The following is a 23,467-nucleotide window of genomic DNA, read 5'->3' on the forward strand; positions in this document are numbered from 1 at the left end:
ATTACGATTAAGTAGGGAAATATATACTTAATCGTTTTTTTTATTTAAGGAGGAAACCAACTAATGTCTGAGGAAAAAATTTATGACGTTATTATTGCGGGGGCTGGTCCTGCTGGGATGACCGCCGCTGTTTATACATCACGTGCCAATCTTTCCACACTTATGATTGAACGTGGGATGCCGGGCGGACAAATGGCCAATACCGAGGATGTTGAAAACTATCCAGGGTTTGAGAGTATTTTAGGCCCAGATTTATCAACAAAAATGTTCGAGCATGCGAAAAAATTCGGTGCTGAATATGCTTATGGTGATATTAAAGAAATCGTTGACCACGGCGATTACAAACTCGTAACAGCGGGTGCAAAGCAATACAAGGCGCACTCTGTTATTATTTCAACAGGTGCTGAATATAAGAAGCTTGGTGTTCCTGGTGAAAAAGAACTTGGCGGACGCGGCGTATCTTATTGTGCCGTTTGTGATGGTGCCTTTTTCAAAGGAAAAGAATTGTTCGTTATTGGTGGAGGAGACTCTGCGGTTGAGGAAGGCGTCTATTTAACTCGTTTCGCTTCTAAAGTAACGATTGTTCACCGCCGCGATCAGCTTCGTGCGCAAAAGATTCTTCAAGACCGTGCGTTTGCAAATGAAAAGGTCGATTTTATCTGGAATCACACGGTTAAAACAATCAATGGTAAAGACGGCAAGGTTGGCAGCGTGACGCTTGTTTCAACTGAAACTGGGGAAGAACAAGAATTGCCAGCAGATGGTGTGTTTATCTATGTCGGGATGGTTCCACTTTCAAAACCATTTGAGAGCCTAGGCATTACAAATCAAAATGGCTATATCGAAACAAATGACCGCATGGAAACAAAAGTGCCAGGTGTATTTGCTGCCGGGGATATCCGTGAAAAAACGCTTCGCCAAATTGTTACGGCAACAGGTGATGGTAGTATTGCGGCGCAGAGTGCACAGCATTTTGTTGAGGAATTGAAGGAAGAGATGAAGGCAAGAAAATAGTATAAGTAAAATTATACGTTAACATAACGTTCACAGAAACGTAATCCTGTTTTAACTCTTCTGTAACAGAAGTGAAATAAAGATGGGGTATGATAAATAGTAATTGACCCCCTTTAAAAATATATACCTTCCTGCACAAGCCCAGCAGCTTGTGCAATTTTTTTGTGCTCTAAATAATGCCTGCCTTAAATAGTTGTTTCCCACGTTGTATATCAGAAATAATTAACAGAAATATCAAATTTGTATTCATTGTGGCGGTATCCTAAAAATAGTATAATGAAAAGAATAAATAAATTGTTATATTAGGATATTTAGCATACTTGCACAGGCATGACCTAGGAGCTTGTGCTTAGAATAAAGAGGTGGAAACATGCAGCGGGTCACCAATTGTGTATTAATAAAAGATGATAAAATTTTGTTGCTGCAAAAACCGAGCCGCGGCTGGTGGGTAGCACCTGGTGGAAAAATGGAGCCTGGTGAGTCGGTTCGTGATTCATGTATCAGGGAATACCGAGAAGAGACGGGAATCTATTTGAAAAATCCACAGCTTAAAGGCATCTTCACAATGATTATGAAGGAAGGAGATCAGCTTCTTTCAGAATGGATGATGTTTACTTTTTGTGCAACAGAATCGGATGGAGTGGACCTAGAGGAATCACCTGAAGGAAAGTTAGCCTGGCAATCATTTGACCAGGTAAAGAATCTTCCTATGGCTGAAGGGGACTATCATATCATAGATTATATGGTACATGGAAAAGGAATTATCTACGGTACGTTTACTTATACAAAAGATTTCCAATTAATTGGCTATCGTTTAGATCCGAGTTAATGTAAACGCATTATTGACAAGCAATAGTGTGTAATGAATAGAGGTTAAATTTTTGGGGGGAATAGGAAATGAGTACTGGTTCGACAAGCGAAACGCAAATGGTCATTATTACAGGAATGTCTGGGGCTGGAAAAACTGTAGCCATTCAAAGCTTTGAAGATTTGGGGTTCTTCTGTGTCGACAATCTGCCTCCTACGTTGCTTCCTAAATTTCTTGAACTTATGAAGGAATCAGGGAATAAAATGAATAAAGTTGCCCTTGTCATGGATTTAAGGGGAAGAGAATTCTTTGATCATCTCTTTAAAGCATTGGATGATTTAGCTGAAACCTCCTGGGTAACGCCGCAGATTTTATTTTTAGATGCGGATGATTCAACATTGGTACGCAGATACAAGGAAACAAGGCGGTCACATCCGCTTGCCCAAACAGGTCTTCCACTTGAAGGGATTACTCTTGAGAGAGAGCTTTTAGAGGAGCTAAAAGGCCGGGCACAGTTGATCTATAACACTTCTCAGATGAAACCGCGTGAATTACGCGAAAAGATATTAACTGAGTTTACAGCTAATAAACAACTAATCTTTACTGTCAATGTCATGTCTTTTGGATTTAAGCATGGGATTCCGATTGATGCTGATCTTGTGTTTGATGTGCGCTTTTTACCAAATCCGCATTATATCGAGCATATGAGACCAAAAACGGGGCTAGATGATGAAGTGTCTAGCTATGTTTTAAAATGGAATGAAACGCATAAATTCTTAGAGAAAGTCACTGATTTACTCACCTTCATGCTGCCGCATTATAAGAGAGAGGGAAAGGCACAGCTGGTGATTGCCATTGGTTGTACGGGCGGTCAGCATCGCTCAGTTGCTTTGGCTGAATACATTGGTGACTATTTCAAAAATGATTATAAGACAATTGTTTCCCACCGTGACATTGAGAGGAGAAAGGATAAAACAACATGAGTAATTACGGACAGCCTCGAATTGTCGTTGTTGGCGGAGGAACAGGATTACCTGTTTTACTGCGAGGGTTAAAACAGTTTCCTGTGGATATTACTGCCATAGTGACAGTCGCGGATGACGGGGGCAGTTCAGGTCGCTTACGCGATGATCTGCATATTCCTCCTCCAGGTGATGTGCGCAATGTGCTGGCATCATTATCAGATGTGGAACCGCTTGTAGAGGAGATGTTTCAACATCGTTTTAAGACGTCAAATGAACTTTCCGGCCATTCACTTGGTAATTTAATATTGGCCGCGATGACATCGATTACTGGAAACTTTGTTCATGCCATTCAGGAAATGAGTAAGATTTTGAATGTGCGTGGCAAGGTGTTGCCAGCGGCCAACCAAAGTGTGGTTTTGCACGCAGAGATGGAAGATGGTTCAATTGTTTCAGGTGAGTCCAAAATTCCTTATTCAGGGAAGAAGATTAAGCGAGTATTTTTAACACCCAAAAAAAATATCCGTCCATTGCCAGAGACGATTCAAGCAATTCGTCAGGCCGATTTAATAATTATTGGTCCTGGCAGCTTATACACCAGTATTTTACCGAACTTGCTAGTGCCGAGGTTAGGGGAGGAATTGTGCCGCTCCCAGGCGAAAACGGTGTATATTTGTAATTTGATGACACAGGCAGGAGAAACCCATGGTTATTCAGCCAGCGATCATGTAAAAGCTATCTATGATCATATGAGTTGCCCTTTTATCAATACCATATTAGTAAATAATGAGGAAATTCCAAAGGACATACAGCTTCGGTATAATGAGGAGTTGGCAAATCCTGTCGAGTATGACCTGTCAAAGCTGTATGAGATGGGTCTGGAGGTCGTGCATGCCGATATTGCCTACCAGGAAAATGGAGCTTTAAGACATGATCCCAAAAAAGTAGCCAAAATTTTATATAATTTGCTTTTAGATGAAACCAAAAAGCGTTATGAAGCGTAAATACTTTGTGAATAGTTTAATTTAAGATTAAGATATATTTTTTAGGCTGTGTTAAAAGAACAGTGTGGATTTATACACCCTGTTGATTGAAGCGGAAATCAACAGGCTAGTTTAACAGAGCTTTTTTAAAATCATTACTAGGTTTTAGGGGGTGAGGGGATGTCTTTCGCTTCGGAGACGAAAAAAGAATTAACTAACCTGGAAGTGAAAACATGCTGTATCCAATCTGAACTATCGGCTTTGATCCGCATGAATGGTTCCCTTTCCTTTTCAAATAGGAAGTTAGTTGTTGATATTCAAACCGAAAATGCTGCCATTGCTAGAAGGATTTATACCTTATTGAAAAAGAGTTACCAAATTCAGGTAGAATTACTTGTTCGAAAGAAAATGAGATTGAAAAAAAACAATGTCTATATTGTGCGTCTGTCTGAACAAGCCAAAGAAATTCTTGAGGATTTAAAAATTCTCGGGGAAGGATTTACCATTATTCATGATATCTCGCCAGACCTGATAAAGAAGAAGTGTTGTAAGCGTTCTTATCTACGCGGAGCATTTCTAGCAGGCGGGTCGGTCAATAACCCAGAAACATCTTCATATCATTTGGAAATTTTTTCGCTTTATAAAGAGCACAACGACTCTTTATGCGAATTGATGAATATATTTGGTCTTAACAGTAAAACTCTCGAGCGTAAAAAAGGCTATATTACTTATTTAAAAGAAGCGGAGAAAATTACCGAGTTTTTAAATATCATAGGTGCTCATAATGCCTTATTGCGCTTTGAAGATGTAAGGATTGTTAGGGATATGCGGAATTCAGTCAACCGACTTGTGAACTGTGAAACCGCCAATCTGAATAAAACGATTGGTGCCTCGATCAGGCAGGTAGAAAATATCCGTTTTATCAATCAAACCGTTGGACTTCAGATTTTACCAGATAAGCTTAGAGAAATCGCAGAACTCCGTATGCAATATACGGATGTAACACTGAAGGAGCTGGGTGAAATGGTTTCCGGCGGCACCATCAGTAAATCAGGCATCAATCACCGCCTTAGGAAAATTGATGAAATAGCTGAGAAGCTGCGAATGGGAGAAATCGCTTCAAGAGAGTAGCACTGGTTGAAATTGTTTTATAAACATAGAGAATGAATACGAGGAGGAAATGCGCGATGTTGGCAAAAGAAGTAGAAGTAAAATTAAAAACGGGTCTTCAAGCTAGACCAGCTGCACTTTTTGTGCAGGAAGCAAACCGTTTTTCATCAGATATTTTTCTAGAGAAAGACGGTAAAAAGGTTAACGCGAAGAGTATTATGGGGTTAATGAGCCTAGCAGTTGGTTCTGGCGTGGTGATCAACATTATTGCTGATGGCGACGATGAAGAAAAGGCGATCCACTCTTTAACTGATTTTATCCAAAAAGAACAATAAACTTTAAAAGGGTTCAGACTTGCGATTCAGAGTCAGAGCCCTTTTTTTTGTTGTAAATAAAAAAGCAACCGGCAAAACGCCGGTTGCTTAAGTGTAATTATTTCTTTTCTGCAGAATCAGTAGGTTTTCGAGTGATAATGCTGTCGATTAGGCCGTATTCTTTTGCTCTTTCAGCAGTCATGAAGTTATCACGCTCTGTATCACGTTGAATCACTTCAAGTGGCTGGCCAGTACGTTCTGCTAAAATACCATTTAATTTTTCACGAAGGAAAAGGATACGCTTCGCTGCGATTTCAATTTCAGTTGCCTGTCCTTGAGCGCCGCCAAGTGGCTGGTGAATCATCACTTCCGCATTTGGTAGAGCAAAACGTTTGCCATCCGCACCTGCTGCAAGAAGGAAGGCACCCATAGACGCAGCCATTCCGATACATACAGTGGATACATCTGCTTTAATGTATTGCATAGTGTCATAAATAGCCATACCAGCAGTAATGCTTCCGCCTGGGCTGTTGATATAAAGAGTGATATCCTTTTCAGGATTTTCAGCTTCTAGGAATAATAATTGAGCTACAATGCTGTTTGCGACATGATCATCGATGGCGCTTCCAAGCATAATAATCCGGTCTTTAAGCAGGCGAGAGTAAATATCATATGCTCTTTCGCCACGGTTCGTTTGTTCAATAACTGTAGGGATTAAATTCATGTTTCTTCCTCCTTTTGAATAGAAAGGTAAAAAATATTATGTATTGTTATCATACACTGGATGGTCAATAAAGGTCAAACGGTTTGACTTAAATTTGTTCGACAGCTTTCCCTAATTCATCATACCCACTTCACATATTTTTAAACCCATTCGATACTTGCAAATTGCAGTACAATGACATATAATATGTAAGTCGTTAATATATTTGCCCTCGTGGTGCAACGGATAGCACGTAAGATTCCGGTTCTTGAGATGTGGGTTCGATTCCTGCCGAGGGCGTCAGTAAATACCTCTGTTCTTTTTACTAAGAACAGAGGTATTTTTTTGTCTAGTTTTCTCCTGATAAATGGATATTTGCACAAAACGCTTTTAAAATGGCACGAAAGTCTATGAAAATAGCACAAAAGCCACTTAAATCTGCACAAAACCACCAAATACACTCTCGCTTTCTTATATTTCCAATACACCAATATCCCTCTATCGTGTAAAATAGGAAACATGGGGGGATTAGTATGAACTTGAAAGCGGGTTTATGGCAGCAACAAACGTTGAAGTTGGCCATGACACAAGAATTATCTCAGGCGATTGCCTTATTACAATATTCAGCACAGGAGCTGACGGCTTTTTTAGAAGATAAGGTCCTCGAAAATCCCTTGATGAAACTGGAAAATAGCACGGTCAAGCCGATGAATCCCCTAATGGATCGCAACCGACGGAAACATCAGAAAGAGGAAAAGAACTGGATCGAACAAATTGCCGAAAAGCCTTTCTCACTGGAAGACCATTTACTCTCTCAACTTAAACTAACCCATTTATCAGCGGCAGAACTTAAGGTGATTCGTCATCTCATTTTACATCTCGATGAAAACGGTTACTTTATCGGTGACTTTGAAGAAATTGCTCAAAACCTCCAAGTGGAAGAGGAACTTGTTGAAGATTGTCTGGCTGTGATTCAAACATTAGAACCAGCTGGGATTGGCGCAAGAAATCTGCAGGAATGCCTGCTGATGCAGTTATATTATCAAAATCCTACTAACGAAATAGCACATACAATTATTGCGGACTATTTTGTCCCTTTTGCAGAAAAGAAATGGAAACTAATTTCTAAAGACCTTCAAGTTTCACTAAAGGAGATTCAAGACCTATTCGACCAGGTTCAATTACTCAATCCGAGGCCGGGAGCCAGATTAAGAGGAGAGACATCCTCCTATATCATTCCAGATGCGATTGTAGAACGAACCATTGCGGGACTTGAAGTGCGAATGTTTGATGACTCCCTTCCAAGAATTAGCTTCAATGATTCCTACTATCAAAAATTCAAAGACCAGGATCAACAGGTCAGCAAATTTTTGCAGGATAAGATACAAGATTATCAATGGATATTAAAAAGTATTGAACAACGAAGAGAAACATTAACTAAGGTCATCACAAAAATCGTTGAGAAACAAACGGAATGTTTCCAAAAAGGAATGCAGTATTTAGTGCCCATGACCATGAAGGAAATTGCCTCGGAGCTTGCTATCCATGAATCGACAGTTAGCCGGGCCGTTCGTGAAAAATATATTCAAACGCCGCTAGGGACGTTTCCCCTGAAATCATTTTTCACGAGTACCATACAGACTGTCGCAAGTGCTGAGAGTACATCATCTACACATGTGAAAAATGAAATTAGTCATTTAGTAGAACAAGAGAATAAGGAAAAGCCGCTATCTGACCAAGATATTGTTGAACTTTTGAAGGAAAATAAAGGAATAGTTGTCTCTAGACGGACGATTGCCAAGTATCGCGAGCAATTAGGAATTCCATCCTCATCAAAAAGAAAGAGGTTTACGTAATCTAGTAGATTTCAATTAAAAAACTTGTTATCTTAATGTCAGGTTGAATGACTTGATTAGGGAAAGGAATACAGAGATGGAACAACAAACTACTATGATTACCTTATATACGAGAAAAAGCTGCCCGTTGTGTGATAAAGCGAAAAATACTCTCCTTGAGTTAAAAGAAGAGTGGGATTTTTCCCTCGAAGAAATTGATATTGAGACAAGTGATGAGTTGACGGAACGTTATGGATTGATGATTCCTGTGGTTTTCATTGACGGAGAAGAGGCAGGATATGGCTTCGTTAACAAATTTGACATTAGTAACCGTTTACATGAAAAAAAGGCGATTTTATAAGTTGAAATAGGTTTTCACTCCTGTTACAATGAAAAGCGTAGTAGGGGTGATTTTTTTTAGAGTAGGTGGGACACAATATGTCTATGGTGGACATTTTTTGACCAACTACATAGAATAAAGGAGCATGAACATCATGCAGTCATTTATCGATATCCAAAAAAAATTAGTACCCGACCTTCTTCAAGTCCTGCAGAAACGTTATTCTATCCTACGATACATAGGTTTTATGCAGCCGGTAGGTAGAAGAAGTTTAGCTGTCAGCTTAGGTTTAACCGAACGAGTCCTTCGTGGTGAAGTGGATTTTCTGAAAGATCAAAACCTTATTTTTACAAATAATGTGGGAATGAGTTTAACATCTGAAGGGAAAAATTTACTAGAAGACTTAGAAGGTTTGATGCGTGAGCTAAAGGGTATTGATGTAATGGAATTGGAATTAAAGCACCGGCTTGGGATCAAGAAGGTAATCATCGTCCCTGGCGATAGTGATGAGTCACCCATGGTCAAAGGCGAGCTTGGCAAAGCAAGTGCGATTTGCATGAAAAAGCTTCTAACCGGGAAAAATATCATCGCTGTTACTGGCGGTTCAACTATGGCTGCTGTTGCAGAAAGATTAACGCCTGATTTTTCCAAGAAGGATTTGCTATTTGTCCCTGCTCGAGGCGGAGTTGGTGAAGATGTCCATAATCAGGCAAACACCATTTGCTCGAATATGGCGAAAAATACCGATTCAAAGCATCGTGTATTCTATGTTCCCGATCAGGTTAGTTCGGAAATTTATGAATCCCTTATTAAAGAACCCGATATTCATGAGGTTTTACATTTGATTAAGTCAGCAAGCATGGTTCTTCATGGAATTGGGGATGCTATCACAATGGCTGAACGGCGTAAAACCAACCCGGATATTAAGAAAAGACTTGAAGATGGGGAGGCAGTCGGGGAAGCTTTTGGTTATTATTTTAACGAAGAAGGCGAGATTGTCCATAAGGTATTTACCATTGGACTTCAGCTGGAAGACCTAGCACAGATTCCACATGTGATTGCTGTTGCAGGCGGAGCCTCTAAGGCAAAGGCTATTAAAGCCTATTTTAAACAAGCACCATCGTCGACAATTCTCATTACTGATGAAGGTGTCGCAAAACGGTTGTTGAAAGGATAATTCCTTTTAAAAAATATATCTTTTCCCATATAAAAGGAGGAAATTAACATGGCAGTAAAAGTTGGTATTAATGGATTTGGACGTATTGGTCGTAACGTATTCCGTGCGGCATTAAACAATAGCAATGTAGAAATCGTTGCAATCAATGACTTAACTGATGCAAACATGCTTGCGCATCTTTTAAAATATGATACAGTTCACGGAACTCTTCAAGAAAATGTAACTGTTGATGGTGAATACCTAGTAGTTGGCGGACACAAAGTAAAAGTTATCGCTGAGCGCGATCCTGCTCAACTTGGCTGGGGAGACCTTGGTGTTGAAGTAGTAGTTGAATCTACTGGACGTTTCACAAAGCGTGAAGATGCAGCGAAGCACCTTGAAGCAGGCGCTAAGAAAGTTATCATCTCTGCTCCAGCATCAAACGAAGATATCACAATCGTTATGGGTGTAAACGAAGACAAGTACGATGCAGCTAACCACCACGTATTATCTAACGCATCTTGTACTACAAACTGCTTAGCACCATTTGCAAAAGTATTAAACGATACTTTCGGCATCAAGCGCGGTATGATGACAACTGTTCACTCATACACAAATGACCAACAAATCCTTGACTTACCACACAAAGACTACCGTCGTGCACGTGCAGCAGCTGAGAACATGATCCCAACATCAACTGGTGCTGCAAAGGCAGTTTCTCTAGTTCTTCCTGAATTAAAAGGTAAGTTAAACGGTATGGCAATGCGTGTACCAACTCCAAACGTATCTGTAGTTGACTTAGTTGCAGAATTAGAAAGAGAAGTAACAGCTGAAGAAGTAAACAATGCATTAAAAGCAGCTGCTGAAGGTCCATTAAAAGGAATCTTAGAATACAGCGATCTTCCACTAGTTTCTAGCGACTACAACGGAAGCACTGCTTCTTCTACAATCGATGCATTATCAACTATGGTTCTTGAAGGAAACATGGTGAAAGTATTATCTTGGTACGATAACGAAGTTGGGTACTCTAACCGCGTTGTTGACCTAGTTGATTACATCGCAGCTAAAGGACTTTAATTTTTAACTTGTTTATGATTGGCATTCCAGTCATAAACAAATTATAATGTTAAATGGTATTCCAAAGGGGAGCGGGGAGGATTCCCCCTCCTTTTTTAATGAAATTTGAAGCATTCTAAGCGCCCAAATTAAAGGAGGTCCTTTACATGAACAAAAAAACATTAAAAGATGTAGATGTTAAAGGTAAACGTGTTTTTTGCCGAGTTGATTTTAACGTTCCAATGCAGGAAGGGAAAATTACGGATGAAACACGTATTCGTGCAGCATTGCCAACGATTCAGTATTTAATCGACCAAGGAGCAAAAGTGATTTTGGCAAGCCATTTCGGCCGTCCAAAAGGCAAAGTAGTAGAAGAAATGCGCTTAACTCCAGTCGGTGTAAGACTTTCAGAACTTCTTGGTAAAGACGTGAAAAAAGCAGATGAAGCTTATGGTGATTCTGTGAAAGCGTTAATTGATACTATGGCAGAAGGCGATGTTCTTTTACTAGAAAATGTTCGCTTTTACCCAGGTGAAGAAAAGAATGATCCTGAATTGGCAAAAGCATTTGCGGAGCTTGCTGATGTTTATGTGAACGATGCCTTTGGTGCCGCACACCGTGCTCATGCTTCAACAGAAGGAATTGCTCATAACCTGCCAGCGGTATCAGGCTTCTTAATGGAAAAAGAACTTGACGTACTTGGTAAAGCACTTTCTAACCCAGAACGTCCATTTACCGCGATTATTGGTGGTGCTAAGGTTAAGGACAAGATCGGCGTAATTGAAAATCTGTTAGAATTAGTCGACAACCTCATTATTGGTGGTGGACTTGCTTATACATTTGTTAAGGCGCAAGGCCATGAAGTTGGAAAATCTCTTCTTGAAGAAGACAAGATTGACCTAGCTAACTCATTCATGGAAAAAGCGAAGGAAAAAGGCGTTAATTTCTATATGCCGGTTGATGTTGTAGTAGCAGATGACTTTGGTGCAGATGCCAATTCAAAAGTAGTAGGAATTGAAGAGATTCCAGCTGACTGGGAAGCTCTTGATATCGGACCAAAGACAAGAGAGATTTATGCTGATGTGATCAAAAAATCTAAGCTTGTCATCTGGAATGGACCAATGGGTGTATTTGAAATTGACAAATTTGCAGGCGGTACAAAAGCTGTAGCAGAAGCACTTGCTGAAGCAGAAGGTACATATTCCGTTATCGGCGGCGGCGATTCAGCAGCAGCAGTAGAGAAATTTGATTTAGCTGATAAAATGAGTCATATTTCTACAGGCGGCGGCGCTTCCCTTGAGTTTATGGAAGGTAAAGCATTACCAGGAGTTGTAGCGCTAAACGATAAATAATTATTGCTCTTTTTTACAACCATGAAAGGATGTGCTCGACATGCGTAAGCCAATCATTGCAGGGAACTGGAAGATGAACAAGACGCTTTCTGAAGCAAAGAGTTTTGCAGAAGAAGTAAAAGGTCTTGTACCAGCTGCAAATAAAATTGATTCTGTTATTTGTGCACCGGCTCTATTTTTACAAAACCTTGTAGAAGTCACTTCAGGCAGCGACGTGAAAATTGGTGCTCAAAATATGCACTTTGAAGAAAGTGGAGCGTTCACAGGAGAAATCAGCCCGAATGCACTTGCTGATCTTGGAGTGAACTATGTTATCATCGGACATTCAGAACGTCGTGAAATGTTTAATGAAACGGATGAAACAGTAAACAAAAAAGCGTTAGCAGCGTTTAAAAATAACCTAACTCCAATCATTTGCTGTGGAGAAACGTTAGAACAGCGTGAAAATGGTGAAACCAACCAGTTAGTTGGTGACCAGGTTGCTAAGGCATTAACAGGTTTGACTGATGAGCAAGTGAAGCAATCAGTGATCGCTTACGAACCAATTTGGGCAATCGGAACTGGTAAATCTTCTACTTCTAAGGATGCCAACGACGTTTGTGCGCATATCCGTCAAGTAGTGGCACAGCAATTCTCTCAAGACGTAGCGGACGCTGTTAGAATTCAGTACGGCGGCAGCGTAAAGCCGGAAAATATTAAAGAATACATGGCACAGCCTGATATTGATGGTGCATTAGTAGGCGGAGCAAGCCTTGAAGCACAATCATTTTTACAGTTACTGGAGGCAGGCAGTTATGAGTAAATCTCCAGTTGCTCTGATTATCCTTGATGGTTTTGGATGCAGAGGAGAACAAAAAGGTAATGCGGTTGCACACGCGAAAAAGCCTAACTTTGACCGCTTCTGGAGCAACTATCCACATTCTCATTTAACGGCATCTGGTGAGGCAGTCGGCCTACCAGAAGGACAAATGGGGAACTCTGAGGTAGGACACTTGAATATCGGTGCAGGACGTATCGTGTACCAAAGCTTAACACGTGTAAACATTGCTATCCGTGAAGGTGAATTTGAAAAAAATGAAACGTTCACAGGTGCGATGGAGCACGTGAAAAAGAATGGCACGGCTCTACACTTATTTGGCTTACTATCAGATGGTGGTGTTCATAGCCATATTCAACATATGTTTGCTCTGCTGAAGTTAGCAAAGGAAGAAGGCGTGGAAAAGGTATATGTGCATGCTTTCCTTGATGGACGTGATGTTGGTCCAAAAACAGCTGAAAAATATATTCAGCAAACTTTGGATAAAATGAAGGAGTATGGCGTGGGTGAGTTCGCAACAATCTCAGGTCGTTACTACTCTATGGACCGCGACAAGCGTTGGGAGCGTGTGGAAAAATCCTACCGTTCTATGGTTTATGGTGAAGGCCCATCCTACACAAACCCTATGGATGTTGTTAAGGATTCCTATGAACACGGTATCTTTGATGAATTCGTGATCCCATCTGTGATTACAAAGGAAGATGGTCAGCCGGTTGCTACAATCCAGGACAATGATGCGGTTATTTTCTATAACTTCCGTCCTGACCGTGCGATCCAGATTTCTAATACATTTACCAACGTTGATTTCCGTGCATTTGACCGTGGTCCAAAGCATCCGAAGGATTTATTCTTTGTTTGCTTAACACACTTCAGTGAAAGTGTAGATGGATATGTAGCTTTTAAACCTACAAACTTGGACAACACGTTAGGTGAAGTATTGTCTCAAAATAACCTAAAGCAACTTCGTATTGCGGAAACTGAAAAATATCCTCACGTCACGTTCTTTATGAGCGGCGGACGCGAAGAGAAATTTCCTGGTGAAGAGCGGATCTTAATCAACTCACCAAAGGTTGCTACTTATGACCTGAAGCCAGAAATGAGTGCTTATGAAGTAACAGATGCATTGCTCAATGAAATCCAAAACGATAAATTTGATGCGATTCTCTTGAACTTTGCCAACCCGGATATGGTTGGACACTCAGGAATGCTTGAACCGACTGTTAAAGCGATTGAAACAGTGGATGAATGCTTAGGAAAAATTGTTGATCTGATCCTTGAAAAAGGCGGCACAGCAATTATCACTGCAGATCATGGGAATGCTGACGAAGTAGTTACTTTAGAAGGCGAACCAATGACTGCACATACAACAAATCCTGTTCCTGTCATTGTAACAAAGCAAGGTGCCGAGTTACGCGACGGTGGAATACTTGGAGATTTAGCTCCAACCATGTTAGATTTATTAAAGGTTGAAAAACCAGCAGAAATGACTGGAACTTCATTAATAAAATAATCCTGTTCGTTTTTATTCGAACGATTAAACCATTTTTAAGGAGAGATATTAAATGCCATTTATTGCAGATGTATACGCTCGTGAAGTATTAGACTCCCGTGGTAACCCAACAATCGAAGTAGAAGTTTTCACAGAATCAGGTGCGTTTGGTCGCGCGTTAGTTCCAAGTGGTGCTTCAACTGGTGAATACGAAGCAGTTGAACTTCGTGACGGTGACAAGTCTCGCTACCTTGGTAAAGGTGTTCAAAAAGCAGTTGACAACGTAAACGAAATTATCGCTCCAATGCTTGTTGGCGAAGAGTACAGCGTACTTGATCAAGTGGGTGTTGACCATGCGTTAATCGAGCTTGATGGAACAGAAAATAAAGGAAAATTAGGTGCAAACGCAATCCTTGGTGTTTCTATGGCGGTTGCTCATGCTGCAGCTAACTACCTTGATATTCCTTTATACCAATACCTTGGTGGATTCAACTCTAAGCAACTTCCAGTTCCAATGATGAACATTGTGAACGGTGGAGAGCACGCTGATAACAACGTAGACATCCAAGAATTCATGATCATGCCTGTAGGTGCACCAAGCTTTAAAGAAGCACTACGTATGGGCGCTGAAATCTTCCATACATTAAAATCAGTTCTTAAGTCTAAAGGTCTTAACACTGCTGTTGGTGACGAAGGTGGATTTGCTCCAAACCTAGGTTCAAACGAAGAAGCACTTCAAACAATCGTTGAAGCAATCGAAAAAGCTGGCTACAAGCCTGGCGAAGAAGTAATGTTAGCAATGGATGCTGCATCTTCTGAATTCTACAACAAAGAAGACGGCAAGTACCATCTTTCTGGTGAAGGTGTTGTTAAGACATCTGCTGAAATGGTTGACTGGTATGAAGAGCTTGCTTCTAAATACCCAATCATCTCTATCGAAGACGGTTTAGATGAAAACGACTGGGAAGGTCACAAGCTTTTAACTGAGCGTATTGGTAAAAAAGTTCAATTAGTTGGTGACGACTTATTCGTAACGAACACTAAGAAGCTTGCTGAAGGTATTGAAAAAGGAATCGGTAACTCGATCCTTATCAAAGTTAACCAAATCGGTACTCTTACTGAAACTTTTGATGCAATCGAAATGGCTAAGCGTGCTGGTTACACAGCTGTTATCTCTCACCGTTCTGGTGAAACTGAAGATAACACAATTGCTGATATCGCAGTTGCTACAAACGCTGGTCAAATCAAGACTGGTGCGCCATCACGTACAGACCGTGTAGCTAAGTACAACCAATTACTTCGTATCGAAGATCAACTAGGTGAAACTAGTCAATACAATGGTCTTAAGTCTTTCTATAACTTAAGCAAGTAATATTACTATTCAAAGGCACTCCGTATTCCGGGGTGTCTTTTTTCATATTGAAAAGTTTAATGTTCAATTTCGAGAATTATTCAACGCCAAAGCCTATGGCAAGAGAAAAAGTGAGTGATTAGTAACTAGGGGAGGTTCTATGAGCCCGAATTGCCTGGAAGAGAGGGGTTAAGGTCGCATAGACAGGTTCTATGAGCCCGAATTGCCTGGAAGAGAAGGGATAAGGTCGCATAGATGTAAATGTCAAGCTAAGTATGTACATTTTTGATTGTTTAAGAATGTACAAAAATTACTCGTTTTCCTTTTCCAAATGATTTTTAATACGATACGAATCACCAATTATGTTCACAACTGTTGCGTGGTGTAATACACGATCCAATATGGCATTTGCTATTTTTGTATCCTGGAAGACCTCATCCCACTGCTTAAAGCTTACATTTGTGGTTAATATGGTGCTTTTTTTCTCATATCTTAAATCAATTAGCTGGAAGAACAATTTGGCATCCTCACGATCAATTGGTAGATATCCAATTTCATCAATAATTAATAACTTATACTTTCCATAATGCTTTAATCGACTTTCTAAGCGATTTTCTAATTTTGCTCTTTTTAATTGCAGGATTAATTCATTACATTTTATAAAATAGGTACTGGTTCGTTTCTTGGCTGCTGCTATCCCTATGGCTGTTGCTAAATGTGTCTTTCCGACTCCACTAGGTCCCAAGAATACGATATTCTCTTTCTCTTCGAGAAATCGTAATGTTGTAAAATCAAGTATTTGCTGCTTGTTTACTGATGGTTGGAAATTAAAATCAAAATCCTTTATCTCTTTACGGTGGGGGAAGGCCCCCACCTTGACCATTGAATTAACCATGGTTTTTTCACGCATATCGATTTCATAATTTGTTAGTTTTAAGAGTGTGTCTACAAAAGATAATTGATTACTCATACCAAAATCAATCGTTTCACCAAGATGACCAATCATCTGTTTTAATTTTAAATACTCAAGGTTTTGCATTAATTGTTGATAACTACTATTCATTTTTATACACCTCATCAATCGCTCGTAAGTTATTTTTAGCCAGCTCATCAATATCCGGAAAGTGCGGAAGCCCTCTTGAGAGTGCCTCAACGTAGTGTTCTTTTTTATAGTTGAGTTTGATTTCACTGACCTCGTGTTTCGCGATTAACTCCGTGTTATAATAAATATGGATTTGATTATCATATACTTGTAAACCAACGGTTTTCCCTTTGTATTCAGCTGGAACTGAATACTGGTTTGATTTATAAGTAATCATGCAAGCGGAATTGACCTGTACAAGTTTATGGTGGATCTTATAAGAATCTCTTATTTGCTTTCTTGGTAGGGGCAATAAGAGATTTTTTTCTTGTTCAATGGCCAAAATAGGTATTTTCCCTGTACCCTGATGGTAACTGTGGTTAATCCGTTCACAAAGGCTCTGCACAAACGCATGAAGCTCCTCATAATCAAATTTTCCCTGATAGGCATGAATCTCGTCTATCAATTTCATAGGACTTTCAACTTTCCCCTTCGTCCTTGGTCGTCCTGCAATACAAGGCCTTACTTTAAACCCAAAATCCTTTTCAAATTGACCAAAGCGTTCATTCACTACTCCCTTTGAATACTCGGTTCGTGGTTCATCCATTACTGTTTTCATATTATCCGTCACAAGGTTTTTAGGCACTCCCCCAATGGCTTCAAAGCTTTCTGTCAGAAAGGACATCAATACGCTTTGTGACTTTGATATTGTTAAATGAAAGGTTCTAAAACGGGAATGGGACAAAAGAAAAACAGCCACATTTACATAAAGAATTTCTCCATCTTTCGTTATATACCGGATATTCTCCTTCCAATCTATTTGAGCTTGTTCACCCGGAAGGGTTTCATAACGAATTACGGAGTGAACAGTTTCTGTACGTTTCCCCTCACTAAAGTATGCTTGAAACTCTGGTTTACGAGCTATATAAGCTCGAAATGTTGACTGGGAACATTCCAGTCCATGATTATCTTTTAAATACTGCCATAGAACACGTTTATAAAAAAATCTCTGCTTAGACTCTCGGGAAAGCAGTAGCTTTATTACTCCGTAATAATCATCTATCTTAGATTCTCTATCTCGTTTCTTTTGAGGCACATATCCATTAATATATTTATCAACTGTCCTCCGATCTACATTTAATTCTCTAGCTAATTTACTCTTGTTAATTTTCATATTTAAATTCTCCATAAGAAGTTTAAGTTTTGGTAAGTCTGTAAGACTGTTGATTTCAAAATTTGTTGTAATATCTAGTTGAACATACATACTCTCCACCTCGATAAGAGTATGCCATGTACTACCCAAAACTGTACATTCTTATACAATCATTTCTGTACATATTAAAATTAGCATTTATACATAGACAGGTTCTATGAGCCCGAATTGTTTGATGGAGAATGGTTAAGGTCGCATAGAAGGGTTCTATGAGCCCGAATTGCCTGATGGAGAGGGGTTAAGGTCGCATAGACAGGTTCTATGAGCCCGAATTGCCTGGAAGAGAGGGGTTAAGGTCGCATAGACAGGTTCTATGAGCCCAAATTGCCTGGAAGAGGAGGGGTAAGGTCGCATAGACAGGTTCTATGAGCCCGAATTGCCTGATGGAGAGGGGTTAAGGTCGTATAGAAGGGTTCTATGAGCCCGAATTGCTTGATGGAGAAGGGTTAAGGTCGCCTAGACAAGGCTATATGCCCGTGGTAAGGGAAAAAGCTCACGACCGGTAAATAGAAGAAGTTTCTAATGTCCATAAAAGGTTTGCTAGCTACTAAGAATAGTACTTTTGAATTCTTAAGTACAGCTCTCTGTCTGTAAAACCAATGCGGTTGCACTTTTCTTACTATCACAAATTGTCTATTTGTGGTATTTTTCATATAGATAGTTAGAAAAAATTGGTTGGGAGTGGATCTTTTTGAAGCGTCTTCTTGATTGTACAGCTGCTGATTTTGAAAAAATGACTGGAAAAGAACTGAAGCAAAGTATCCTTGCATCAGAGGGCAGAACGATTGTGGCCGAAGTAATCGGCAGTGTAACCCCTTATTATCCTGCGGTGACAAACGCAGAAATGGCGGCTGCCTTTGGTGCTGACCTTATCCTATTAAACTTCTTTGATGTATTTGAGCCAACGATGGAAGGACTTCCAGAAGTGGAGCCTGACAGCATTGTTCGTACCTTGAAAAAACTTGTTGGTCGTCCCGTTGGTCTTAATTTGGAACCAGTTGACCTTAGTGCGGAACGGGTTGAGGCGTTAATTCAATTACCTGAAGGAAGATTGGCTACTGAAAAATCACTGCAAAAGGCTAAAGAGCTAGGATTTGATTTTGTGTGCCTAACAGGAAACCCTAAAACTGGAGTCTCTAATGCAGAGATTACCAAGGCCATTCAAGTGGCTCGGACTGTGTTGGGCGAAGACGGATTAATCATTGCTGGTAAAATGCACAGTGCAGGAGTAGCTGGAGAAGTAGGTGGAAGCCTTATGTCTACTGAAACCTTGCATTCATTTATCGAAGCGGGGGCAGACATTATCCTCATCCCTTCACCAGGAACCGTACCTGGATTTACGGTTGAAAAAACAGCCCAACTGGTTGACAGTGTTCATGAAAAAGGCGCCCTTGCAATCTTGACTACTGGAACAAGTCAAGAGGGATCCGATGAGGCAACGGTACGTCAGATTGCCCTAAATAGTAAGATGGCAGGCGCGGATCTATTCCATATCGGTGACGCAGGTGCAGCAGGAATCGCCATCCCAGAAAACATCACCGCCTACAGCATCGTAGTCAGAGGAAAACGCCATACATACGTAAGAATGGCCTCCTCCGTTTTGAGATAAAACAAATTTGGGGACAGTCCCCCGGCGCTTTAGCGCAACGGGGGACTGTCCCCAGATTAGTATTGTAGAAAGTGAAATATTATGATAAATTATATATACTGTGAACTGTACGTCTAACAGGAGGTGGCTTACATGCATGCATTGGTCGTAACATTATTAGTTATCGTAAGTATTGGTCTTATTGCGGTTGTTTTATTACAATCTGGTAAGAGCGCTGGATTATCTGGTGCCATTTCTGGTGGTGCTGAATCCCTTTTCGGCAAACAAAAAGCACGTGGAATTGACTTGATTCTACATCGTATCACGATTGTATTATCAGTATTATTCTTCATACTTGCTCTTGCTGTTACTTACTTTAAAATCTAATTTAAGCACTCAAACCTGGCCAACCAGCCAGGTTTTTTGTTTTTTCACAATAGAGAAAGTCGTTTTTCTGGAATGTTCACCACATCATTGCTTAAACTAAACTAAGTGAATTGAAATTAAAGGAGTTTTTTAAGATGAAAGTTGCTTCACCGAAACCATTCACCTTTGAAGGAGGAAAACGAGCAGTATTGCTGCTCCACGGTTTCACCGGTAATTCGGCCGATGTCCGGATGCTGGGACGATTTTTAGAAAAGAAAGGATACACCTGCCATGCCCCACACTATAAGGGTCATGGAGTGCCGCCAGAAGAGCTTGTACATACCGGCCCGAAAGATTGGTGGCAGGATGTCTTAGGTGGTTATGAATTCTTAAAAAATAGAGGACATGAGGAAATTGCAGTAGCCGGGCTATCTCTTGGCGGCGTATTTTCCTTGAAATTGGGTTACACTGTACCTATAAAGGGTATTGTACCGATGTGTGCTCCGATGTATATAAAAAGTGAAGAGATTATGTACGAAGGAATCCTCGAATATGCTCGCGAATTTAAAAAGCGTGAAGGAAAAACAGAGGAACAAATCGAAATGGAAATGGAAGAGTTTAAGAAAACTCCAATGAGAACATTGAAAGAGCTTCAAGCTTTAATAGCGGATGTTCGTGATAATGTGGACATGATTTATGCACCAACCTTCGTTGTTCAAGCACGCCACGACCATATGATTAATACGGACAGTGCCAACATTATTTACAATGAAATTGAGTCAGAAACAAAGGAAATAAAATGGTATGAAGAATCTGGACATGTAATAACGTTAGATAAAGAACGTGACCAGCTACATGAAGATGTCTATGCCTTTTTAGAAAAACTTGACTGGCACGATTAATAAAGCACCCACAAAGGAGGGATCGCCTTGGAAGATAACATTCAAAAGCACGTAGATCGGCTTTTGCAATATATGAGAGATGAGGCATACAAACCACTAACAGTTCAAGAACTGGAAGAAGCCTTTGGCATTCAAGATTCTAGTGATTTTAAAGAGTTTGTAAAAGCACTCGTACAAATGGAAGAAAAGGGCCTAGTCGTTCGGACTCGGAGCAATCGCTACGGCTTGCCGCAAAAAATGAACTTAATTCGCGGAAAACTAATCGGTCATGCGAAGGGCTTTGCGTTCGTGACACCGGATGAACCGGGAATGGATGACATCTTTATTCCACCGAATGAAACGAATACGGCAATGCATGGCGATACAGTTCTGGCCCGTGTTTCATCCGAAACATCAGGACAGCGCCGTGAGGGAAGCATCATCCGCATCATTGAACGCGGCGTTCAACAGGTAGTAGGGACATATGTCGAAAGCAAAAGCTTTGGCTTTGTCATTCCAGATGATAAAAAGTTCGCTAGTGACATTTTTATCCCCAAATCTGCTTCTAAAGGAGCTGTTGAGGGACATAAGGTAGTCGTTAAGCTTGTTACATATCCTGAAGGGAGAAAAAGTGCAGAGGGCGAAGTGATCAATATCCTCGGTCATAAAAATGACCCAGGCGTGGACATCCTTTCCGTCATCCATAAGCACGGCTTACCGATGGCTTTCCCAGACGACGTTCTTCAACAAGCAAATGAGGTGCCTGACACCATCGATGAAAGCGAATTAAAGAACCGCCGTGATTTGCGAAACGAAACCATTGTTACTATTGACGGTGCCGATGCAAAGGACCTTGATGATGCGGTAACCGTTTCAAAGCTAGAAAACGGCAACTACAAGCTTGGGGTTCACATTGCCGATGTCAGCTACTATGTAAAAGAAGGTACGCCTATTGATGTAGAAGCAGAGGATCGTGCAACGAGTGTGTATTTAGTAGACCGCGTAATTCCGATGATCCCACATCGTCTTTCAAATGGAATCTGTTCCTTGAATCCAAAGGTAGACCGACTGGTTTTATCATGTGAGATGGAAATCACATCGGAGGGCGCTGTTGTTTCACACGAAATTTTCCAAAGTGTTATTAAAACAACAGAGCGGATGACCTACTATGATGTGAACATGATTCTTGCGGAACAGGATGAAGAAACAAGAGCAAGATACGAAGCCCTTGTCCCGATGTTCGAAATGATGGAAGAATTGGCTGCAATCCTACGAAATAAACGGATGAAGCGTGGCGCAATCGACTTTGATTTTAAAGAATCAAAAGTGCTGGTGGATGATGAAGGAAAACCGACTGACGTCGTCCTTCGTGAGCGGTCAGTAGCTGAGCGTCTAATTGAGGAATTTATGTTAGCTGCCAATGAAACGGTAGCGGAACACTTCCACTGGATGGAAGTACCGTTTATTTACCGTATTCATGAGGATCCGAAGGAAGATAAGCTTCGGAAATTTTTCGAATTTATCACGAACTTTGGCTACATCGTAAAAGGAACAGCCAACGATGTGCATCCTCGAGCACTTCAAGAAATTATTGAAGAGGTCCAAGGAAAGCCAGAAGAAATGGTTGTCTCAACCGTTATGTTACGTTCGATGCAACAGGCAAAATATAATCCTGATAGCTTAGGACATTTCGGATTATCAACGGAGTTTTACACCCATTTTACATCGCCAATCCGTCGTTATCCGGATACTATCGTACATCGCTTAATTCGCACGTATTTAATCGAAGGCAAGCTTGATGAAACAACTCGGGAAAAATGGAATGCCCGCTTGCCTGAGATTGCCGATCATTCTTCAAAAATGGAGCGCCGTGCTGTGGATGCCGAGCGTGAAACGGATGAGTTAAAGAAAGCGGAATACATGGAAGATAAAATTGGCGAAGAATATGACGGTATTATTAGTTCTGTCACGAACTTTGGTATGTTCGTCGAACTGCAAAACACGATTGAAGGTCTCGTTCATGTCAGCTATATGACTGACGACTATTATCGTTTTGATGAGCGCCATTATGCGATGATCGGTGAACGGACAGGAAAAGTGTTCCGAATTGGTGATGAAATAACTGTTCGGGTTGTAAAAGTAAATAAAGACGAGCGTTCGATTGATTTTGAAATTGTCGGCATGAAGGGTACCCGCAGAGAGCGGACAGAGACACCGAAGGTTTTCAAAACGGGTAGTGATACGAAAAAGCCGCGCCGAAACAAGCAGCAAGAAGGCCGTGGGGGCAGTGGCGGTGGCCGTAATCGCGACCGGAATAAATCGGAAGCAGGCGGAGGCACTGGCACCGGGCAGGGTCAAAAGAAGAAGAAACGCAAGTTTTACGATAACGTACCAAAATCGAAGAGTACAAAACGAAAAAATAAATAATTGCGAGAGGGAGCCTTATCTACGAGGCTCTCTTTCAATTGTAGTAGTTTGTTCCTTCTGTTAAAATGGATGGTAAGATGAGGTGATAAAAGATGCCAAAAGGTGAAGGGAAAGTAGTCGCGCAAAATAAGAAAGCGTACCATGATTACTTTATTGAAGAAACATACGAGGCGGGGATTGTTCTTCAGGGAACTGAAATCAAATCCATTCGTGCTGGAAAAGTGAATCTCAAGGATGCCTATGCTAGAATTCAAAATGGGGAAGCGATTCTTTTTGGAATGCATGTCAGCCCATATGAACAAGGAAACATTTTTAATCATGACCCATTACGAACGCGTAAGCTATTACTCCACAAACGTGAAATCAATAAGCTGATTGGGGAAACGAAAGAGGCAGGATATGCCTTAATTCCATTAAAGCTTTATTTAAAAAATGGTTTCTGTAAGGTTTTAGTAGGGTTAGCAAAGGGTAAAAAGAATTATGATAAGCGTGAATCCTTAAAGCAAAAAGAAGCGAAGCGTGAAATTGAACGAGCATTCCGCGATCGTCAAAAAATGTAAGGGGTAGTTCGGAGAAACTGGTAATTATTTTACAAAACCTTACAATTGAAAAATGTTTTGA

22 protein-coding genes and 1 tRNA gene are annotated in these 23,467 nt (G+C 40.6%); 20 read left to right on the forward strand and 3 right to left on the reverse strand.

Going from position 1 to position 23,467, the window contains the following annotated elements; genetic code table 11:
• Positions 1–63 precede the first annotated feature (63 nt).
• The 6 genes from trxB to QE429_RS06400 all read left to right on the forward strand — a co-directional run bounded on the left by trxB (position 64) and on the right by QE429_RS06400 (position 5,212).
• Positions 64–1,014, forward strand: coding sequence for a thioredoxin-disulfide reductase (gene trxB, locus QE429_RS06375; protein WP_307285347.1), 951 nt, complete (start codon positions 64–66; stop codon positions 1,012–1,014).
• A gap of 370 nt (positions 1,015–1,384) precedes the next feature.
• The gene (locus tag QE429_RS06380; RefSeq protein ID WP_307285350.1) at positions 1,385–1,843 is read left to right on the forward strand and encodes an NUDIX hydrolase; all 459 of its coding nucleotides are present in this window, start codon (positions 1,385–1,387) and stop codon (positions 1,841–1,843) included.
• A 68-nt stretch (positions 1,844–1,911) separates the two neighbouring features.
• The gene (gene rapZ / locus QE429_RS06385) at positions 1,912–2,805 is read left to right on the forward strand and encodes an RNase adapter RapZ (RefSeq protein ID WP_307285353.1); all 894 of its coding nucleotides are present in this window, start codon (positions 1,912–1,914) and stop codon (positions 2,803–2,805) included.
• Positions 2,802–3,788 carry a gluconeogenesis factor YvcK family protein gene (locus tag QE429_RS06390; protein ID WP_307285356.1) on the forward strand — a complete coding sequence of 329 codons (987 nt, stop codon included), beginning with the start codon at positions 2,802–2,804 and terminating at the stop codon, positions 3,786–3,788. The genes rapZ and QE429_RS06390 overlap by 4 nt, the downstream gene beginning before the upstream one ends.
• A 159-nt stretch (positions 3,789–3,947) precedes the next feature.
• On the forward strand, positions 3,948–4,898 hold the full coding sequence (gene whiA, locus QE429_RS06395) for a DNA-binding protein WhiA (protein ID WP_307285359.1): 951 nt from the start codon (positions 3,948–3,950) through the stop codon (positions 4,896–4,898).
• A gap of 56 nt (positions 4,899–4,954) precedes the next feature.
• On the forward strand, positions 4,955–5,212 hold the full coding sequence (locus QE429_RS06400) for an HPr family phosphocarrier protein (RefSeq protein WP_307285362.1): 258 nt from the start codon (positions 4,955–4,957) through the stop codon (positions 5,210–5,212).
• A gap of 97 nt (positions 5,213–5,309) precedes the next feature.
• On the opposite strand, the gene clpP is transcribed toward QE429_RS06400, so the two are convergent.
• Positions 5,310–5,915, reverse strand: coding sequence for an ATP-dependent Clp endopeptidase proteolytic subunit ClpP (clpP, locus tag QE429_RS06405; protein ID WP_307285364.1), 606 nt, complete (start codon positions 5,913–5,915; stop codon positions 5,310–5,312).
• A gap of 207 nt (positions 5,916–6,122) precedes the next feature.
• Here clpP and QE429_RS06410 point away from each other — a divergent pair.
• The 9 genes from QE429_RS06410 (at position 6,123) to eno (ending at position 15,311) form a co-directional block, all read left to right on the forward strand.
• Positions 6,123–6,194 (forward strand) — tRNA-Arg (locus QE429_RS06410).
• Between the two features lie 233 nt (positions 6,195–6,427).
• Complete coding sequence (rpoN, locus tag QE429_RS06415) at positions 6,428–7,750, forward strand: RNA polymerase factor sigma-54 (RefSeq protein ID WP_307285367.1); 1,323 nt, start codon at positions 6,428–6,430, stop codon at positions 7,748–7,750.
• A gap of 76 nt (positions 7,751–7,826) precedes the next feature.
• Entirely contained in the window at positions 7,827–8,090 is a 264-nt protein-coding gene (locus tag QE429_RS06420) for a glutaredoxin family protein (RefSeq protein ID WP_307285370.1), read from the forward strand.
• Between the two features lie 133 nt (positions 8,091–8,223).
• A complete protein-coding gene (locus QE429_RS06425; RefSeq protein WP_307285373.1) occupies positions 8,224–9,246 on the forward strand; it encodes a sugar-binding transcriptional regulator in 1,023 nt (340 codons plus the stop codon).
• Positions 9,247–9,294: 48 nt separating this feature from the next.
• Positions 9,295–10,302, forward strand: a complete 1,008-nt coding sequence (gene gap, locus QE429_RS06430) for a type I glyceraldehyde-3-phosphate dehydrogenase (protein ID WP_307285376.1) — start codon at positions 9,295–9,297, stop codon at positions 10,300–10,302.
• 146 nt (positions 10,303–10,448) lie between these two features.
• Positions 10,449–11,633 carry a phosphoglycerate kinase gene (locus QE429_RS06435; protein WP_307285379.1) on the forward strand — a complete coding sequence of 395 codons (1,185 nt, stop codon included), beginning with the start codon at positions 10,449–10,451 and terminating at the stop codon, positions 11,631–11,633.
• A 40-nt stretch (positions 11,634–11,673) separates the two neighbouring features.
• Positions 11,674–12,435, forward strand: a complete 762-nt coding sequence (gene tpiA / locus QE429_RS06440) for a triose-phosphate isomerase (protein WP_307285382.1) — start codon at positions 11,674–11,676, stop codon at positions 12,433–12,435.
• Positions 12,428–13,960, forward strand: a complete 1,533-nt coding sequence (gene gpmI / locus QE429_RS06445; RefSeq protein WP_307285385.1) for a 2,3-bisphosphoglycerate-independent phosphoglycerate mutase — start codon at positions 12,428–12,430, stop codon at positions 13,958–13,960. Before tpiA ends, gpmI begins: the two co-directional genes overlap by 8 nt.
• Before the next feature lie 52 nt (positions 13,961–14,012).
• A complete protein-coding gene (gene eno, locus QE429_RS06450; protein ID WP_307285387.1) occupies positions 14,013–15,311 on the forward strand; it encodes a phosphopyruvate hydratase in 1,299 nt (432 codons plus the stop codon).
• Positions 15,312–15,600: 289 nt separating this feature from the next.
• On the opposite strand, the gene istB is transcribed toward eno, so the two are convergent.
• Complete coding sequence (istB, locus tag QE429_RS06455; protein ID WP_307282679.1) at positions 15,601–16,353, reverse strand: IS21-like element helper ATPase IstB; 753 nt, start codon at positions 16,351–16,353, stop codon at positions 15,601–15,603.
• Positions 16,346–17,635 carry an IS21 family transposase gene (istA, locus tag QE429_RS06460; RefSeq protein ID WP_307282676.1) on the reverse strand — a complete coding sequence of 430 codons (1,290 nt, stop codon included), beginning with the start codon at positions 17,633–17,635 and terminating at the stop codon, positions 16,346–16,348. Before istA ends, istB begins: the two co-directional genes overlap by 8 nt.
• A gap of 640 nt (positions 17,636–18,275) precedes the next feature.
• Between istA and QE429_RS06465 the strand changes: the two genes are divergently transcribed.
• From QE429_RS06465 to smpB, 5 genes are all read left to right on the forward strand, one after another.
• Positions 18,276–19,193, forward strand: a complete 918-nt coding sequence (locus tag QE429_RS06465) for a DUF7916 family protein (protein WP_307285389.1) — start codon at positions 18,276–18,278, stop codon at positions 19,191–19,193.
• 132 nt (positions 19,194–19,325) lie between these two features.
• Positions 19,326–19,559 (forward strand): preprotein translocase subunit SecG, encoded by a 234-nt coding sequence (gene secG, locus QE429_RS06470; RefSeq protein WP_307285392.1) that lies wholly within the window; start codon positions 19,326–19,328, stop codon positions 19,557–19,559.
• 134 nt (positions 19,560–19,693) lie between these two features.
• A complete protein-coding gene (locus QE429_RS06475) occupies positions 19,694–20,440 on the forward strand; it encodes an alpha/beta hydrolase (RefSeq protein WP_307285393.1) in 747 nt (248 codons plus the stop codon).
• Positions 20,441–20,512: 72 nt separating this feature from the next.
• Entirely contained in the window at positions 20,513–22,846 is a 2,334-nt protein-coding gene (gene rnr, locus QE429_RS06480) for a ribonuclease R (RefSeq protein WP_373463232.1), read from the forward strand.
• 92 nt (positions 22,847–22,938) lie between these two features.
• Positions 22,939–23,406, forward strand: coding sequence for an SsrA-binding protein SmpB (gene smpB, locus QE429_RS06485; protein ID WP_307285398.1), 468 nt, complete (start codon positions 22,939–22,941; stop codon positions 23,404–23,406).
• Positions 23,407–23,467 lie beyond the last annotated feature (61 nt).

Origin of the sequence: Bacillus sp. SORGH_AS_0510, from assembly GCF_030818775.1 — a bacterium.
Classification (GTDB): domain Bacteria; phylum Bacillota; class Bacilli; order Bacillales; family Cytobacillaceae; genus Neobacillus.